Raw genomic sequence first — 17041 nt, 5'->3', positions numbered from 1 at the left:
AAGGAATCATTGCAGTCTGAGATATCAGTTGAAATGAAGGTATTTAAATTTTATCTTAGTATTTGTCTTATACTCTGCTAAAAGAGTGTTCCGGTATTTTCTGTTGCCATTTGCGGAACATGAATATCTGTTTTCCATTCTTCATTCATCTTCTTTATAAAATAGGCAGATAGTAAAGGAGAGGCTTTTTCAATGTTCTGGTGTACGAAAAAGTAAAGATTTTGAAGGCCTTCTTTTTTCCATTGGGCAAGATGTTTCAGCCAGTCATCCAGTCTCTCGTAGTCACTTTCTGCGTTAGCTCCTACATAACGGATAAATGCATTAGGGGTGGTAAGGCGCATGTGAAGCATGTCTCTTCTTCCGGCAGTATCTACAATGATATTGGTGATATTATGTGCCTCGAAAAGTTCACATGTGGTGTTCAGGATTTCTTCATCGGTAAACCATTCTGTATTTCGGAGTTCTATGGCTAATGGAACTTCTTTTGGCCATTCTTTTACAAACTTTTCCAGTCTGTCATAATCCTTGGGTTTAAAATTATCATGAAGCTGAAGGAAAGCCATTCCCAGTTTTTCATCAAAATTGATAACAGCAGAAGCGAAATGCGTCACAGGATCAGTAACATCAATCAGTCTTCTGAAATGGGAAACGGTATTGGTGATCTTAGGGAAGAATTTAAAATTTTCCGGCGTTTTTTCTTTCCAGGTTTTTACCTGATCGGGAGTTGGCATTCCATAGAAAGTTGCATTCAATTCGATAGAATTAAACTGAGTGGCATAATAGGTGAGTTCATCCTTAGTTCCTTTAGGATAGAAGCCTTTAAGGTCTGTTTTATTCCATTTCGCACATCCGATTGAAATATTTTCCAGACCCTTTTTATTGAGGGCCAGTATTTCCTTGGTTTTAGGATGATCTTTAGGTAATGTGAAATCTATTTTTGAAGGATCTTCTACTTGTCCGAATTTCATATCTGTAGTTTTGGTATTAAACAATAAACACAAATATAAACCAAAAAAACCAGAGAATTTTCTATGATTTTTAATGGAAATAATTGTATTGAAGATACTTATTTTTTAATGATTTTTTTGGTAGCCTGGGTTTTATCTGTTGTAACTTTTATAATATAAACGGCAGTAGGATAGCCTGAAAGATCAATATTTACAATAGGCTTACTGAAGTTTCTGTCAAAAATAAGTCTTTCCTGAGAATCAATAAGCTTTACATTTTTTATAGAAGCTTCGGCGCTTACCTGCAGGATATCTTTTACCGGATTAGGGAAGACTTTGATCTGTTTTGTATTGAAGTTTGCGTTGTCACTCTTTAGGAAAGAATTGCTGCAGTTTGTGGTAAATGTAATATCAGGATACATGGTCTGAAGTTCATTCAGTTGAGCATCATCCACACAAACGGATAAATTGGAATTGTTATTGGTGAGATCAATCAAATCTTCTGTAGAACCGTTTCTCAGATTAGCAGAAGTGAGATTAGACATATTCCATAAAGTAGCAGATTCCAGATGTGATGATGTGGAAAGATCAAGTTGGATAATCTTAGGACAGGTATTAAAATGTACATTCTTCAGATTAATATTGGCGGCAGTATTGATTGGGGTAAGCAAAGGTAGATTGGCTAATGTTAATGATTCTAAATTTGTATTATTTGAAGTATTAACTGAAGTAAGCAAATCATTATAGGAAAGGTTCAAGGATTGTAGATTAGCGCAATCTTTGGTATCCAGAGTGGATATTTTTGTGTTGCTTACCGCAATATCTTTAAATCCGGTACATTGGGTGAGGTTGATTTCTTCTAAATCAGAGAACATATACCCGATTGACAGATTCTGCAGTCCCGGACAGTTCTCTAAATCAAGTTTTCTTAAATCGTTATTATTGTCGAATGAGAAATTCGTGAGTGCAATACAGTTGTTGGTGAAAATGTTCTGGAGATTGTTTGCGCCTTGTGTACCGTTGCTCATAAACCGATCTGTTTTTAAGGTATGCAGATAAGGGAGGTTACTTGTGTTTACTGTATTCATATATCCGCAGGAGTTAGTGAGATCAATGCTTTCCAATTTTTGAGCGGCGCTGAAGTTTACATTATTGGTGATCTTTTGATTAAAAGCCTTCAGGGTTTTTAGTTTTGGAAGCCCTGCAAGGTTTAAAGTATTAACATCCCCAAAATAAATTCCTGAAGTGGTAGAGTATAGGTATCTGTTATAGAAAGAACAATCTAATTCTTCAAGGTTAATCAGTCCTGTTGTACTAAAATCAATTGTGGGTGCATTCAGTCCCGTTATTTTCTTTAAAGAAGAGCAGCCATTAAGGTTTACATCAGAGAAATAGGATCCTGTTGAATCATAATGATCTGTATCTGCAATGATCTCCTGCAGGTTTGTACAATTATTGGCAATCAGTTCAATATTCTGTTCTGAATACCCCGAAGAACTGAAACCTCCTGTTACTGAAATTTTGGTTAACGTATTCAGATTAGGAACAGCAATTTTTTCCAGAAATAGACAGGAATCGAATGTAAGAGTTTGAATATTGGAATTCTCAATATACAGCTCTTTAAGCTCGGCGGAACTAATCACTGCATTATTGTTGATCTGCTGACAGTTTTTTATTCTTAAACTGTTTTCATCAGGAGTCCATTGATTACCAGATATTTGATAGGCGATGATATCGGCAATATTTTGAATTCCTGAACAGTTGTCAAAAGAAAGGTTAATAGGAGATGCCATATATTGCCCTCCCTGTGATAAGTCATAATAAAAAGGTCTTCCCTGAACTTTTTTGATTTTAGTATTATTTGTAAAGCTGATGTTGGCCGTCTTGGTATTCCAGAAATAAAGTTCCTCGAGATTGGAGAACAGTAATGCATCTGTAATCCCATCTGGCAAATGGCTGTTGTAGTATGTACTGTTGATGTTATTCGGGTCAAATGTATCACCATTAGGGTCAATATACATCTGGCCGGAATCTAACCTGATCGTCAGAACTTTAACCTGTTGCGCTTCCGAAGGCTGAATCTCTCCATCTCCGTTATTGTCTATGGCAATAGAATTTCCGTTAAAGTCTTGTGCAATCTGGTTCGTTGAGTTTGAACTTAGAATTAAAGCTTTAAATTTTGCATCAGAAAAATTCAGATTCTGAGAGTAAGCGATGGAAAATCCGCTTACCCATAAGGTAAATAAAAGTTTTTTCATATTTGAGTTTTAGCTATCAGATAATGATACAAATCTCTTTGTGTACAATCTGATGTCATAAATATAATATCTTTTTTTAAAAAAGATTCCTTTTAGTTGCTTATGTGCTTATTTTTTGATTTTAAGTAATAATGAATAAGGAAAATTTATTATGATTTAATTTTCTTTTAAATATTTTAAGTTTTTTTGCTACATTTTTGTTGTAAAGAAAGGAGTATCTCTTAATTTTTTTGCATAAATGGCCTGTAAAAGCTCTGATAAATAAAAAAACACACTAAAAAGTGTGCTTTTTTAAATATAGCGTGTTTATTACTTGGTCTTATGCCTCACAGCTTGAACATGATACGAAGTTAACCATCATTTCTTTTGAAACGGATGAACTTCTTTGGTAGTAAAGTGTTTTTACTCCTTTTTTCCAGGCTTCAATATAAAGGTAGTTAACATCTTTTACAGGCATTGTAGAAGGAATCTGAAGATTCAGTGACTGTGCCTGATCAATGTATTGCTGTCTCTGTGCAGCCTGAGAGATGATCTCCATTGGAGAAATTTCTTTGAACGTTTTGAATACCGCCTTTTCTTCAGGAGTAAGCTCGTTCAGGTGTTGTACCGATCCATGGTTGAGCATAATTGTTCTCCATGTTTCTTCGTTATCCAATCCTTTTTCTTTCAATAGTTTTGCAAGGTATTTGTTCTTACGCATAAAGTTTCCTTTCGCAAGACCTGCTTTATAATAGTTAGAAGAGAAAGGCTCGATTCCCGGAGAAGTCTGTCCTAAAATTGCAGAACTTGAAGTGGTAGGAGCGATAGCCATTGTTGTGGTATTTCTTAATCCGTAACCTTTCAATACTTCCGGTTCTCCATAGATGTTGGCAAGCTCTCTTGAAGCCTGTTCAGCCTGATCTTTGATATGTCTGAATGCTCTTGCGTTGAACTGAGTAGCTTCAAAGCTTTCAAACGGAATCATGTTTTTCTGTAAATAAGAATGGTATCCTAAAACTCCTAATCCAAGAGCTCTGTGACGCATCGCAAAGTTTCTTGCACCCTGTAAGTAATAGTTACCTTCAGTTTTGTCAATAAACTCAGATAATACAGCATCAAGGAAGTATACTGCTAATTTTACTGCATCAGTATCTTTCCACTCATCATATAGCTCAAGGTTCATGGAAGATAAACAGCAGATGAAAGATTCTTCCATAGTAGATGGAAGCATGATTTCAGAACAAAGATTACTTGCGTTCACCGTCATTCCTAAATCTTTATATACCTGAGGTTTATTTCTGTTCACGTTGTCTGTGAAAAAAATGTATGGAAGACCTTTTTGCTGGCGGCTTTCCAATACTCTTGCCCAAACTTTACGTTTCTCCATATCACCGTCTATCATATCCTGCATCCAGTAATCCGGTACACAAACTCCGGTAAACAGGTTCTGAATCGGGCTACCGATATCTTTAATGGATAAAAATTCTTCAATATCTCCGTGGTCAATATCTAAATAAGCCGCAAAAGCACCTCTTCTTACACCTCCCTGAGAAACCACATCCATAGCTGTGTCAAAAAGTTTCATGAATGAAACTGCTCCGGAAGACTTTCCATTATCCGTTACAGCGGTTCCTCTGTTTCTTAATTCCCCAAAATAACCTGAAGTACCACCTCCGATTTTAGTCTGCATAATGACCTCACCCATTTTGTGAGTGATTCCTTCAATGCTGTCCGGAATGTGAACATTGAAACATGAGATAGGAAGACCTCTTTCGGTTCCCATATTAGCCCATACAGGAGAAGAGAAGCTGATCCATCCTTTTGTGATCATTTCTTTGAATGCCGGTTGAAGTTCAGGTTTGTATAACCTTTTTGCAGCGGCAGTGGTAATTCTGTCGATAGCTCCGTCTACCGTTTCACCTTTCAACAGATATCCTCTGTTCAGCATTTGCTCGGACTCTTCATTGAGCCACCATATATTTGAATTTTGCTCTTCCATAGATGTTATATTTTCGAATTCCGGAATGAGAGAGTCACTCCGGAATTTTGTTTTATTATAGTACTGATTGTAAAATTTCTACTTTGTGGGAACCGTTCAGCCCGCTTTCGTCTCTTAATCTCTGAAATTCTTTAAAAGACGGAACATTCAAAACTTCATGCTGAACTTCTTCATTGATGTAGTTTGAATAATGTACAAAAGTAACACCGTCTTCCTTTACAAAAACTTTATATTCAAAGGTGGAAGGATCTAAATTTTTAAAATCTTCCAAAAACTTTTGAATATTGGTTTTATTGTTCGGAACAAATTCGGGTTTTACCGTATAGGTTACTATTACATTGATCATTTCTTTTGTATTTGTGCTTTATTCATGAACAGCAATTCCACTTATTAATCAGAAAAGGATTAATCCTGATCCTGACTGCTTTGACGCTCGCTTCGCTCGCGCCCCAATATTAAAACAAATCGTTTGCTGTAATACTCTTGTCGTGCTTCGTATAGTCTACAGGTCTTTTGGCAAAGAAATCATCTAATGAATTGGCGAAAACTTCTTCCTCGAACCATACCATTGGTCTGTACTGCTCAGGAGTAATGTTGTATCTTGTTTTCATATTGATTTTCTTCAAGCTGTCATCTACACGGTATTTCATGAAGTTAAGAAGATCTTCTTTAGAAACGTTGTCGATTTCTCCCAGTTCAAAGATCCAGCTAAGGATATCACCTTCTCTTGCGATAGACTCATCTACTAAAGTATAGATATCTTCGATATCGCTGTCTGTTAATAAGTCAGGTTGTTCCTCACGGATTTTGTTGATCAGGTAAATTCCTGCATTCGCGTGAATCTGCTCATCTACGGAAGTCCATGCAATGATATTGGAAACATTTTTCATGAAACCTTTGAATCTTGTGAAAGAAAGGATGATGGCAAACTGCGAGAAAAGAGAAACGTTTTCTACTAAAATACTGAATAAGAGTAAAGCAGAAACGTACTCTTTAGGTGTTGCAGAATTAGCATGTTTTAAAGCATTTCCAAGGAACTCAATTCTTCCTTTTACAGCAGGAATTTCGATCACGTTAAGGAATTCATCATTATATCCTAATACCTCTAATAAACGGGAATATGCTTCAGAATGACGAAACTCGCATTCTGCAAAAGTAGATCCTAATCCATTGAATTCCGGCTTTGGTAGGTGGTTGTATAAATTCCCCCAGAATGTCTTTACAGACACCTCGATCTGTGCAATGGCTAACAGCGCATTTTTCACAGCATGCTTTTCATGTGGTTCCAACTGCGAATGAAAATCCTGAACATCTGCAGTAAAGTCCACTTCCGAATGCACCCAAAACGATTTGTTGATGGCTTCTACAAACTGAAGAACCTCCGGGTATTCAAATGGCTTATAACTTACTCTTTTATCAAAAATTCCCATATTAAATATCTTTATAATTAAATAATTTAGATCCTTGTGGATAACGTTCCGGAAATACTTAACTTTTTGTTTATCTGTGAATTGTGAATTAAAGTTATTCACTTCCCCAAATTCATATTTCTTGTAAAGAACTAATAGCAAAGTTCGAAAAAAAGAACTGATTTTGAAAGAGGTAAATACTAATAGGCTGACTTTTAGCTTGAAAAGTTTTCCACATTTACATGAAACTAGCTCGAATAATAGGCTAGACAGCAATCTTGGGGATAAATAGATACAAATACTGAGTTACAGTTAAACGGTATTTTATAAAGTATTATAAATAAAGGCTTAGTGTGTTAAACAAAAAAATATTTGAATAAATTTTTATTCTTGTAACAATTTGAAAATATCATCTACTTATTGGGTATAAAACATACATCACTTAATGTTAGTAATTCAGGATTTAAATAAGTCATACGATACAGGGAAAAGCAAGCTTCATGTTCTCAAAGGAATTAATCTGAATATTTCTGAAGGGGAGTTTGTTTCCATTATGGGAAGTTCCGGTTCCGGAAAGTCTACACTTCTTAATATTATTGGGATTCTGGATGAAAAAGATTCAGGAATCTATGAGTTGGATGGAGTACCTATCGAGCATTTATCTGAAGTAAAAGCTGCAGAATACAGAAGCAGATTCTTAGGATTTATTTTCCAGTCTTTTAACCTTATCAATTATAAAACAGCTTTAGAAAATGTAGCCCTTCCTCTGTACTACCAGAATGTGCCGAGAAAAGAGCGAAATCAGAAAGCTATGGAATACCTGGAGAAAGTAGGATTGGCACAGTGGGCTAATCACCTTCCAAGTGAGCTTTCAGGAGGACAGAAGCAGAGAGTAGCTATCGCAAGAGCTTTGATTACAGATCCTAAAGTAGTACTGGCAGATGAGCCAACCGGAGCTTTGGACTCCAAAACTACTCATGATATTATGAAACTGCTTCAGGATATCAATAACGAAGGAAAAACAATCATCGTTGTAACCCACGAACCTGATGTTGCTGCGCAGACCAAAAGAAACGTTGTACTGAAGGACGGAATTATTGAAAGTGATGAGTTTATTAAGCAGATTGTACTATAAGTGAATAGTGAATGGTCAATTTTGCTTCACAAGTGAATTTACAATGAGAAGGATCAATAATTTATAACACACAGACAAATGAATATGAAAAAAAATAAAAATGTTTTTAAAACTGAACCATTATAAGCTTGACGTTTATCAGTCAACCAGAGAATTAAGAATAGAATGTTATAAAGTTTTATCTAAAATTCCTGATCATGAAAAGTTTAATATAATTGACCAGATACGAAGAGCTTCTACTTCTGTAGTATTAAATATTACCGAAGGATGTTCAAGAAAATCTGAACTGGAAAGGAAAAGATATTTTGAAATTGCCAGAGGTTCAGTCATTGAGTTGGATTCTTGTTTTGATATCGTTATAGAATGTAATTATATTCAAATAGAAGAATTAACAAAAATTGGAAATTTAATAAAAACAGCATTTATCTTGTTAAGTAAAATGTTGAAAAAAGATTAGAAATGTGAAAAATAATTAGAGCGTAATTAAAGTCTGATGAAGAAACAAATTGACAACAAAGTTAATTGACTTCGAAGAAAATTGAGAGAGCAGCTAATTGACTTTTTTACAAAGTAAAAAAATAAAAACTATGTTTGACCTAGATCGTTGGCAGGAAATATTCAGTTCTATCCGTAGTAATGTACTTCGGACGGTGCTTTCAGGGTTTACGGTAGCTTTGGGACTGTTTATTTTCATTGTACTTTTTGGAATTGGAACGGGGCTTCAGAATGCTTTCTCTGAAGGATTCTCAGGTGATGCCAAAAATCTGATTACCATTACTACAGGAAAAACAACATTGGCCTATAAGGGATTGCAGTCTGATCGTACAGTTACGCTGAATAATGGAGACTATGATTTTCTTATTAATGCTGATAAAAAAAATGTAGGAGCTTCCAGCCCGAGATATAATGCCAGCTTAATGGTGAAATATGGTAAAGAAAGCGGGATTTATCAGATTCATGGAGCCGAACCGGGAGAGCAGGTGATTGAGAACAGGAAAATGATTGATGGAAGATATATTACTCCAAGAGACCTGGAGGGAAAGCAAAATGTCGCAGTCATTGGAAGAATGGTACAGAGAGACCTGATTAAGAACGGAAGTCCCGTAGGAAAAGAACTGGATATCAATGGAACCATGTTTAAAGTGGTAGGAGTATTTTCAGATGATGGAGGAGACTGGGACGAAAGACATATCACTGTTCCTATTACCACCTTGCAACAGATGAAAAAGGGCTCTGATACAGTAAATATCGCTTACATTTCATATAGTGATAAGCTGACTCCTGATCAGGCTATCAAATACGGGGATGAGCTTAAAGATAAATTGAAATCGAGAAAAAATGTTTCTCCTGATGATGAAAACGGAGTTCGTGTCTGGAACAATGCCAAGAATATGAATGATACATTCATGTTTATGGCGGTACTTACCGCTATTGTAGGATTTATCGGATTAGGGACACTGCTTGCCGGAATCATTGGGATCAGCAACATTATGGTGTATATCGTTAAAGAAAGAACTAAAGAAATTGGAGTACGAAAAGCGATTGGTGCAAAACCAAGCGGAATCGTAGGTCTGATTGTTCAGGAAAGTGTTGTGATTACAGTCGTATCAGGACTTGTGGGAGTGGGAATAGGTGTTCTTACCCTAAACCTTATCGGTAACAGTCTTGAAGAGTTTTTCATCAAAAACCCAAGTGTAGGCTGGGGATCCATTATTATGGCATTTATTGCACTGATTTTCTCAGGACTGATCGCAGGATTTGTACCGGCATACAGAGCGTCAAGAATCAAACCGATCGAAGCGTTGAGAACAGAATAATTTGCTCAAAGACTAAACAGTAAAAAAGCAAAAAAGAAGAACGAATTAATAGAATTCAAAACTGATAATTTATAACTTATAATTCAACAAGGTGAATATCATATTTAAAAAAGATACTTGGCAGGAAATTTATTATTCACTAAGGAATAATAAACTCCGAACATTTCTTACCATGATTGGCGTAGGATGGGGGATGTTTTTGTATGTAAGTCTTCTTGGAGCCGCAAAAGGAATGGAGAATGGTTTTGATAAATTATTTTCCGGGTTTGCCACCAACTCAATCTTCCTGTGGGCGCAGAAAACATCTATTCCATACGAAGGATTTCCTAAAGGAAGAGAAGTTCACCTGAACCTGAATGATATGGAAATGCTGAAAAGAAAAGTAACAGCCATAGATTATATTTCGCCCCAAAATGCAAGAGGAAGCTTTACCGGAACTCCCGGAGAAGCCATGTCCAGAAACGGAAAAAACGGAACCTATTCGCTTACGGGAGATTACTCTGTAGGAAATAAGATTTCAGAAAAGAAACTGATTTTCGGACGTTATATCAATGATGCCGATGTTTCCGGAAATAAAAATGTAGTAGTCATTGGAGAAGAAATTTATAAAAACTTCTTTGATTCCAAGAAAAAAGAGAATCCAATAGGAAAATCAATCAATATTAAAGGACTTTTCTTTAATGTAATTGGAGTTTTCCGTGTAAAAAAAGGAGGTGGTTTTGAAAATGATCAGACCGCTTTTATTCCACTTTCCACTTATACGAAAATGTATAATGCCGGAGACCAGATAGACATGTTTGCTATTGTCAGTAAACCGAATGCCAACGTCAATTCTGTGGAAGAAGATGTAAAGCAGGTGTTAAAAACAAAGAATAAAGTATCTCCCGAAGATACCAATGCTTTCGGAAGTTTCAACCTTGGAAAAGAATTTAAAAAGCTGACAGGTTTCCTTACGGGAATGCAGCTGTTAACAATTATTGTGGGTACACTGACTATTCTTGCAGGAGTAATTGCAATTTCAAATATCCTTTTGATTACGGTAAAAGAAAGAACCAAAGAAATCGGAATCAGAAGAGCATTGGGAGCGAAGCCTGCCGAAGTGAGAAATCAGATTTTGCTGGAAAGTGTTGTCATTACACTCTCCTCAGGATTAATAGGCTTTATGTCTGGGATTTTCGTCCTCATGATTCTCAATGCCGTTACGCAAGGTCAGGATTCATTTCCTTTCTATAATCCCACCGTAAACTATGGAAACGTATTTGCCGCAATGGCTGTCATGGTGATTCTGGGGTTGATCATCGGGATGATTCCGGCACAGAGAGCTGTAAAGATCAGACCTATTGAAGCTTTAAGAACAGAATAATTAATTTGAAAATAAAACAATTTTAAGATTTAAGAATAAAAAAGAATATAGAGAATCAAACTTTGAACTTAAATCTTTCAATCTATTTAATAAAAAATAAACTATACATATGAAAAAGAAATTCACCTGGAAAAAAGCCATTTATATAGTCTTGGGGCTTTTATTTGCAGTGGCATTGTTCTCGGGGCTTGGCTATCTTGTAAAATCAAACTCTAAAGAAGGTGAGGAGTTCCTTACCCGTAAGCCTACTGTTCAGAATATGGATGATAAAGTAATGGCCACAGGGAAAATTGTTCCAAAAGAAGAAATTGAAATCAAACCCAATATTGCAGGGATTATCGATAAGATTTTAGTAAAAGAAGGAGATAAAGTAGAAGTAGGGCAATTGATTGCTACTGTAAAAATTGTTCCAAGCATCTCTGAAGTTAACGCTGCTCAGCAGGAAGTTCAGAATGCACAGATCCAGATCAGCAATGCACAGATGAATGTAGGAAATATGCAAAAGCAGTTTGAAATGCAGGACAAATTATACAAGCAGGGAGTAGCTTCTAAACAGGAGTATCTGAACTCTCAGCAGCAGCTGTATTCTCAACAGCAGACGTTGAAAAATGCCCAGCAGCAATTGAATACCGCTCAGAAAAGATTACAGATCGCTAAAACAGGAGCAACTCCTGAACTTAAAGGACAAGGCCTGGCTACTACAGAAATTCGCTCCAAAGCCTCAGGTACTGTACTTGAAGTTCCGGTAAAAGCAGGAAGTCAGGTGATTGAAGCCAATAACTTTAACGCGGGAACTACAATCTGTTCAGTGGCGGATTTGAACGTCCTGATCTTTAAAGGCGAAATCGATGAAGCACAAGCAGGAAAACTGAGTGAAGGAATGGATATGAACATCGTGATCGGTGCTCTTCAAAATAAAACATTCCCTGGAAAATTAACGATGATTGCTCCAAAAGGGAAAGATAATGCCGGAACTATTAAATTTCCGGTAGAAGGTAATGTATCTAATCCTAATAATGAGTATATTAGAGCAGGTTTTTCTGCGAATGGTGAAATTGTCTTGAGTTCTCAGAAAAATGCATTATTATTGGATGAGTCTTTAGTGCAGTATGAAAAGAAACAAGGAAAAGATGTTCCTTTCGTAGAGGTAAAACAAAAGGATGGGAAATTCAAAAAAGTATATGTGAAATTGGGAGCAAGTGACGGAATCAACGTTCAGGTTCTTCCGGGATCAAATATCACAAAAGATACCGAAGTGAAGGTTTGGAACCCTTCTGATAAAGATAAAGAAGAGCTTAAAGAAAAAGCAAATAAAAAATAATAAACTACACTATACACTTTTAAACTGTGAATCCCGGAGGAATTTTTTTCTCCGGGATTCTTTTTTTATACCAAAACCTTTTACAAGTGTAAATTCCTATATTTGAATTGATAATCTACGAAAAATGTGCAGATACGCCGGGAAAACTTATAAATCACATTACGTATGCTTTAAATGCAGAAAATCATTTAAGCAGCAAGATGTATATGATATTATAAAAAGGGAAGAAAAAGAAAAAGTATACCATGAGCCTGATGGGAAGGTAATTCGTAAAGTAGGATCAGTTTTTACAAAGACAGAAACTGCAGAACTGCAAAAAATGGTTTCAGAGATTGAAAACAGAACTATAAAATGTCCCGAGTGCAGCAATGTGATGGCTGATCTGGGGAAAGATTTCAAAGCCCCTAAAAAAACAGCTGTTAAAGAATGGAAGATTGTAGAAAGTCTTTTTAAAACAGGAAAATGCTTCCATTCCTGTGGCTGCGACGGAATAGGATATATTCCTGAAAATCCTAAAGACTATGAAACATACCTGAATGATATATTGAAAACCTATCAGGAATACTTAGCTGCCTGCCAGAAAACTCCTATGGAAGAATGTCCTGAGAAGATTGAAGAAATTAACTATTGGGCTGACAAAATTCAAAAAATAAAAAGTGAAATAATTAATAATAAATTCAAAAAGGCATAAGAATGTAACAAATCGTGAATTCAAAATGTCTTACTTTTAAATTTCAAACTATATCCCATGAAAAAAGACTACTGGATTCTGTTACTTTTTATCATTGCAAAGTTTGCCTTCCAATACTCGTTGATAAGTCCTGAGTATGAATTGCACAGAGATGAATACCTGCATCTTGATCAGGCTAATCATCTTGCATGGGGATATCTCTCCGTTCCTCCCGTTAACTCCTGGTTGGCATGGATGATTAAAATATTAGGGAATTCCGTCTTTTGGGTTAAATTTTTTCCAGCGCTGTTCGGAGCTTTGACCATTGTACTGACATGGAAAGTTGTTGAAGAACTTAATGGAAGCCTCTTTGCCAAAATACTTGCTTCTTTAGGGATTTTGTTCTCAGTACTCCTCCGGATAAATATGCTGTTTCAGCCCAACTCTTTAGAAATTTTTCTGTGGCTGTTCCTTTATTATGCCTTGATTAAATATTTCAATTCTTCAAAAGTAAAATGGCTTTACATTGGTGCCGCCATTGTCGGAATAGGAATATTAAATAAATACAACATTGCTTTTTCATTATTAGGGCTTATTCCTGCATTACTGTTGACAGAGCAAAGGAAGATTTTTATACAGCCTCACGTGTATTGGGCTGCTCTTTTAGCTTTAATTATTATTTTTCCGAATCTTCTCTGGCAGTATCAGAATCAGTTTCCGGTTATTCATCATATGAAAGAACTTTCTGAAAAACAGCTTGTGCATGTGGATAGAATGGATTTTATGAAATCTCAGATTTTATTTTTTGTTGGAGTTATTTTTGTTCTTGTTGCAGGCTTGGGAGCATTGCTTTTGTACAAACCTTTTGAAAAATTCAGGTTTTTCTTTTGGAGTTATATCATCACTATTACTCTGTTTTTGTTTTTTAAAGCAAAGATTATTATGCAATAGGGCTTTATCCGGTTTATATTGCTTTTGGTGCTGTTTTTTTCGGACATCTATTTGAAAACGGCTGGAAGAGGTTTTTGAAACCGGTCAGCGTACTTATCCCTGTACTTTTATTTCTTCCTTTATATAATGTAGCCTTCCCGAATAAAAGCCCTGAATATATTGTGTCTCACCAGGATCAATACAAAAAATTCGGACTTCTTCGCTGGGAAGATGGAAAAGATCATCCGTTGCCACAGGATTTTGCTGATATGCAAGGCTGGAAAGAGCTGGCTCAAAAAGTAGATAAAGAATATTCCAGGCTGTCAAAAACCGGAAATACCATGGTGCTGTGTGATAATTATGGTCAGACCGGAGCTATCAACTACTATTCAAAAGCGGGCGTTACGGCAATGTCATTTCATGCAGATTATATTAATTGGATCGATGTAAGCAGGAAATATAAAAATGTCATTAGAATAAAGGATGCTCCTGAAGCAGGGAAAGAACTTAAAGAATCCGGTTCTTTTTTTGAAGTTGCAAGATTAACTGATTCTATTACCAATCCATACGCAAGAGAAAGAGGAACTGCAATTTTCAGTTTACAGGGAGCAAAAATAGATATCAATAAAAGAATTCAGGATGAAATTACTGAAGTCAAAAATGAGTGGAAATAGTTTTCAATCAGAATAAAAATGATGATTTGCAGACAGGATAAAGTTAATAGATAAAAGTTATTGCAACTTTATTGCATTAATTGATTTTAAGTTAACTTTGCATTATCAATTATCAATTATCAATTATCAATTATCAATTATCAATTATCAATTATCAATTATCAACTGAGCTATGGAAAACAAAAACTTTGATGTCATTATAACAGGAGGAAGCTATTCAGGATTATCAGCAGGAATGTCTTTAGGAAGATCTTTAAGAAATGTCCTGATTATTGATAACGGAAAACCTTGCAACAGACAAACACCGCATTCCCATAATTTTGTTACTCATGATGGCAAAACACCATCGGAAATTGCACAGCTTGCTAAAAAAGATGTCGAAAAATACAATACAGTTCAATTTTATAACGGAACTGTAGTGAAAACACAAAAGACAACCGAAGGTTTTGAGATTGAAACTTCGTCTGGTGAAAAATTTAATGCTAAAAGACTTATCCTGGCTTCAGGAGTTAAAGATATTATGCCGGATATTCCCGGATTTGCAGAATGCTGGGGGATTTCTGTGATCCACTGCCCATACTGTCATGGCTATGAAGTAAAAAACGAGGTTACCGGAATTCTTTCCAATGGAGATATGGCTTACGAATTTTCAAAACTGATTTTTAATCTGACTAAAAATCTCACTCTGTTTACCAATGGAAAAGCAGCTCTTACTGAAGAACAGCTTGAAAAACTGAAACAGAATAAAATTATTCTTAACGAAGATGAAATTGAAAGTATACAACATAAAAACGGCTCCATTCAAAAAATAATTTTTAAAAACGGAAAAGAAATTCCTCTACAGGCTTTGTATGCGAAAATTCCTTTTGAACAAAACCTGAATGTCTCCGATGATCTGGGATGCGAACTGACAGAACAGGGATTTATTAAAGTAGATATGATGCAGAAAACAACCGTTCCCGGAGTTTTTGCCTGTGGCGATAATGTAACCATGATGCGTTCCGTAGCCAATGCCGTTGCACAGGGAAATTTTGCTGGTGCAGTGGTAAATAAGGAACTGTCAGATGAAGAATTTTAGAAGCTTTTTAAGACAATTAAAACAATCATAATATTGAATTTATTCATAGGTATTTTCATTTTTTAGTGTTTAAAAATCATTTTTTCAATAGAGAAATCTCGACGAAAATTCCGTACATTTGGGGTGAAAATTTCAAAAACTAAAAGTAAAATGGATATTATTTTCGACCTGATTGAAAAGGAAAGACAAAGACAAACCCATGGTTTAGAGCTTATTGCATCAGAAAATTTTGTTTCTGAAAATGTAATGAAAGCAATGGGAAGTGTACTGACAAATAAATATGCTGAAGGATATCCCGGAAAAAGATATTACGGAGGATGTGAAGTAGTAGATGAGGTTGAAACTTTAGCGATCAACAGAGCTAAAGAACTTTTCGGAGTAGACTACGTGAATGTTCAGCCACATTCCGGTTCTCAGGCGAATGCTGCCATTTATCTTGCAGTTTTGAAACCAGGTGACAAAATTATGGGAATGGACCTTTCAATGGGAGGACACCTTACTCACGGTTCCGCAGTGAATTTCTCAGGGATTCAGTATAACGTAGTTTCTTACGGAGTTCAGCAGGAAACAGGTCTTATTGATTATGATCAAATGAGAGAAGTAGCGTTGAGAGAAAAACCGAAAATGCTTATCGCAGGTTTCTCAGCCTATTCAAGAGATTTGGATTATGCTAAATTCAGAGAAGTGGCAGATGAAGTTGGTGCTACGCTTTGGGCGGATATCGCTCACCCTGCTGGTTTGGTTGCAAAAGGACTATTAAATTCTCCATTCGAACACTGTCATGTAGTAACTACTACTACTCACAAAACGCTGAGAGGACCAAGAGGAGGTATGATCATGATGGGGAAAGATTTCGAAAATACTTACGGTCACAAAACTCCAAAAGGAGAAATTAAAATGATGAGCCAGGTACTTGACGGAGCTGTATTCCCAGGTATTCAGGGAGGACCTCTTGAGCACGTGATTGCTGGTAAAGCTGTAGCTTTCGGTGAAGCTTTGGATGTACAGTTTGAAACGTATGCAAAACAGGTTAAAGCCAATGCTCAGGCATTATCAAAAGCAATGATAGACAGAGGTTTTGATATCGTAAGCGGTGGTACAGACAATCACCTGATGTTGGTAGACCTTAGAAATAAAGGAGTAAACGGTAAAGAAACTGAAAAAGCATTAGTACTTGCTGATATTACTTGTAATAAAAACATGGTTCCTTTTGATGACAAGTCACCATTTACAACATCTGGTATCAGATTGGGAACTGCAGCTATTACAACAAGAGGATTGAAAGAAAATGATATGGATACTATTGCCGGATTAATTTCTGAAGTGGTAGACAATATCAAAAATGAAGAAGTTCTTGGATCTGTAAGAAAGAAAGTTAACGAATTAATGGAAGGTAAAGCTCTGTTCAATTACTAACAGACATTCCAATATCATATAAAGAATGGGCAAGCTGCTCATTCT

General features: G+C 35.9%; 15 protein-coding genes. 10 read left to right on the top strand and 5 right to left on the bottom strand.

Annotation, left to right across the window (positions count from 1 at the left end; genetic code table 11):
- Positions 1-77 precede the first annotated feature (77 nt).
- The 5 genes from FB551_RS12665 to FB551_RS12645 form a co-directional block, all read right to left on the bottom strand.
- Positions 78-968 (bottom strand): DUF72 domain-containing protein, encoded by an 891-nt coding sequence (locus FB551_RS12665; protein ID WP_047435883.1) that lies wholly within the window; start codon positions 966-968, stop codon positions 78-80.
- Positions 969-1066: 98 nt separating this feature from the next.
- The gene (locus FB551_RS12660) at positions 1067-3205 is read right to left on the bottom strand and encodes a T9SS type A sorting domain-containing protein (RefSeq protein ID WP_142017763.1); all 2139 of its coding nucleotides are present in this window, start codon (positions 3203-3205) and stop codon (positions 1067-1069) included.
- A 319-nt stretch (positions 3206-3524) separates the two neighbouring features.
- The gene (locus FB551_RS12655) at positions 3525-5183 is read right to left on the bottom strand and encodes a ribonucleoside-diphosphate reductase subunit alpha (RefSeq protein WP_047434618.1); all 1659 of its coding nucleotides are present in this window, start codon (positions 5181-5183) and stop codon (positions 3525-3527) included.
- Between the two features lie 55 nt (positions 5184-5238).
- Positions 5239-5529, bottom strand: coding sequence for a hypothetical protein (locus tag FB551_RS12650; RefSeq protein ID WP_142017762.1), 291 nt, complete (start codon positions 5527-5529; stop codon positions 5239-5241).
- Between the two features lie 109 nt (positions 5530-5638).
- Entirely contained in the window at positions 5639-6613 is a 975-nt protein-coding gene (locus FB551_RS12645) for a ribonucleotide-diphosphate reductase subunit beta (RefSeq protein WP_041461620.1), read from the bottom strand.
- A gap of 424 nt (positions 6614-7037) precedes the next feature.
- On the opposite strand from FB551_RS12645, the gene FB551_RS12640 reads away from it, so the two are divergent.
- The 10 genes from FB551_RS12640 to glyA all read left to right on the top strand — a co-directional run bounded on the left by FB551_RS12640 (position 7038) and on the right by glyA (position 16996).
- Entirely contained in the window at positions 7038-7727 is a 690-nt protein-coding gene (locus tag FB551_RS12640) for an ABC transporter ATP-binding protein (RefSeq protein WP_062673972.1), read from the top strand.
- Between the two features lie 100 nt (positions 7728-7827).
- Complete coding sequence (locus FB551_RS12635) at positions 7828-8184, top strand: four helix bundle protein (RefSeq protein ID WP_142017761.1); 357 nt, start codon at positions 7828-7830, stop codon at positions 8182-8184.
- Positions 8185-8314: 130 nt separating this feature from the next.
- A complete protein-coding gene (locus FB551_RS12630) occupies positions 8315-9544 on the top strand; it encodes an ABC transporter permease (protein ID WP_047434610.1) in 1230 nt (409 codons plus the stop codon).
- Between the two features lie 91 nt (positions 9545-9635).
- Complete coding sequence (locus FB551_RS12625) at positions 9636-10907, top strand: ABC transporter permease (RefSeq protein WP_047434606.1); 1272 nt, start codon at positions 9636-9638, stop codon at positions 10905-10907.
- Between the two features lie 109 nt (positions 10908-11016).
- A complete protein-coding gene (locus tag FB551_RS12620) occupies positions 11017-12228 on the top strand; it encodes an efflux RND transporter periplasmic adaptor subunit (protein ID WP_185150209.1) in 1212 nt (403 codons plus the stop codon).
- A 124-nt stretch (positions 12229-12352) separates the two neighbouring features.
- Positions 12353-12919, top strand: a complete 567-nt coding sequence (locus FB551_RS12615) for a hypothetical protein (RefSeq protein ID WP_142017759.1) — start codon at positions 12353-12355, stop codon at positions 12917-12919.
- A gap of 57 nt (positions 12920-12976) precedes the next feature.
- Positions 12977-13849 (top strand): glycosyltransferase family 39 protein, encoded by an 873-nt coding sequence (locus FB551_RS23630; RefSeq protein ID WP_310017800.1) that lies wholly within the window; start codon positions 12977-12979, stop codon positions 13847-13849.
- Between the two features lie 74 nt (positions 13850-13923).
- The gene (locus tag FB551_RS23625) at positions 13924-14502 is read left to right on the top strand and encodes a hypothetical protein (protein ID WP_317129676.1); all 579 of its coding nucleotides are present in this window, start codon (positions 13924-13926) and stop codon (positions 14500-14502) included.
- 172 nt (positions 14503-14674) lie between these two features.
- Positions 14675-15580: an NAD(P)/FAD-dependent oxidoreductase gene (locus FB551_RS12605; protein ID WP_142017758.1), complete on the top strand. Its 906-nt coding sequence runs from the start codon at positions 14675-14677 to the stop codon at positions 15578-15580.
- Between the two features lie 150 nt (positions 15581-15730).
- On the top strand, positions 15731-16996 hold the full coding sequence (gene glyA, locus FB551_RS12600; protein WP_047434590.1) for a serine hydroxymethyltransferase: 1266 nt from the start codon (positions 15731-15733) through the stop codon (positions 16994-16996).
- Positions 16997-17041: the final 45 nt, after the last annotated feature.

Source organism: Chryseobacterium aquifrigidense (assembly GCF_006716485.1).
Lineage (GTDB): Bacteria > Bacteroidota > Bacteroidia > Flavobacteriales > Weeksellaceae > Chryseobacterium > Chryseobacterium vietnamense.
Note: the sequence above shows the minus strand (reverse complement) of the source record. Positions and strands in the feature narration are given on the sequence as shown.

Bases quoted from the DNA above. Each gene is read 5' to 3' on its own strand.
- FB551_RS12665 (WP_047435883.1), bottom strand. From the start codon at position 968: ATGAAATTCGGACAAGTAGAAGATCCTTCAAAAATAGATTTCACATTA.
- FB551_RS12660 (WP_142017763.1), bottom strand. From the start codon at position 3,205: ATGAAAAAACTTTTATTTACCTTATGGGTAAGCGGATTTTCCATCGCT.
- FB551_RS12655 (WP_047434618.1), bottom strand. From the start codon at position 5,183: ATGGAAGAGCAAAATTCAAATATATGGTGGCTCAATGAAGAGTCCGAG.
- FB551_RS12650 (WP_142017762.1), bottom strand. From the start codon at position 5,529: ATGATCAATGTAATAGTAACCTATACGGTAAAACCCGAATTTGTTCCG.
- FB551_RS12645 (WP_041461620.1), bottom strand. From the start codon at position 6,613: ATGGGAATTTTTGATAAAAGAGTAAGTTATAAGCCATTTGAATACCCG.
- FB551_RS12640 (WP_062673972.1), top strand. From the start codon at position 7,038: ATGTTAGTAATTCAGGATTTAAATAAGTCATACGATACAGGGAAAAGC.
- FB551_RS12635 (WP_142017761.1), top strand. From the start codon at position 7,828: ATGTTTTTAAAACTGAACCATTATAAGCTTGACGTTTATCAGTCAACC.
- FB551_RS12630 (WP_047434610.1), top strand. From the start codon at position 8,315: ATGTTTGACCTAGATCGTTGGCAGGAAATATTCAGTTCTATCCGTAGT.
- FB551_RS12620 (WP_185150209.1), top strand. From the start codon at position 11,017: ATGAAAAAGAAATTCACCTGGAAAAAAGCCATTTATATAGTCTTGGGG.
- FB551_RS12615 (WP_142017759.1), top strand. From the start codon at position 12,353: ATGTGCAGATACGCCGGGAAAACTTATAAATCACATTACGTATGCTTT.
- FB551_RS23630 (WP_310017800.1), top strand. From the start codon at position 12,977: ATGAAAAAAGACTACTGGATTCTGTTACTTTTTATCATTGCAAAGTTT.
- FB551_RS12605 (WP_142017758.1), top strand. From the start codon at position 14,675: ATGGAAAACAAAAACTTTGATGTCATTATAACAGGAGGAAGCTATTCA.
- glyA (WP_047434590.1), top strand. From the start codon at position 15,731: ATGGATATTATTTTCGACCTGATTGAAAAGGAAAGACAAAGACAAACC.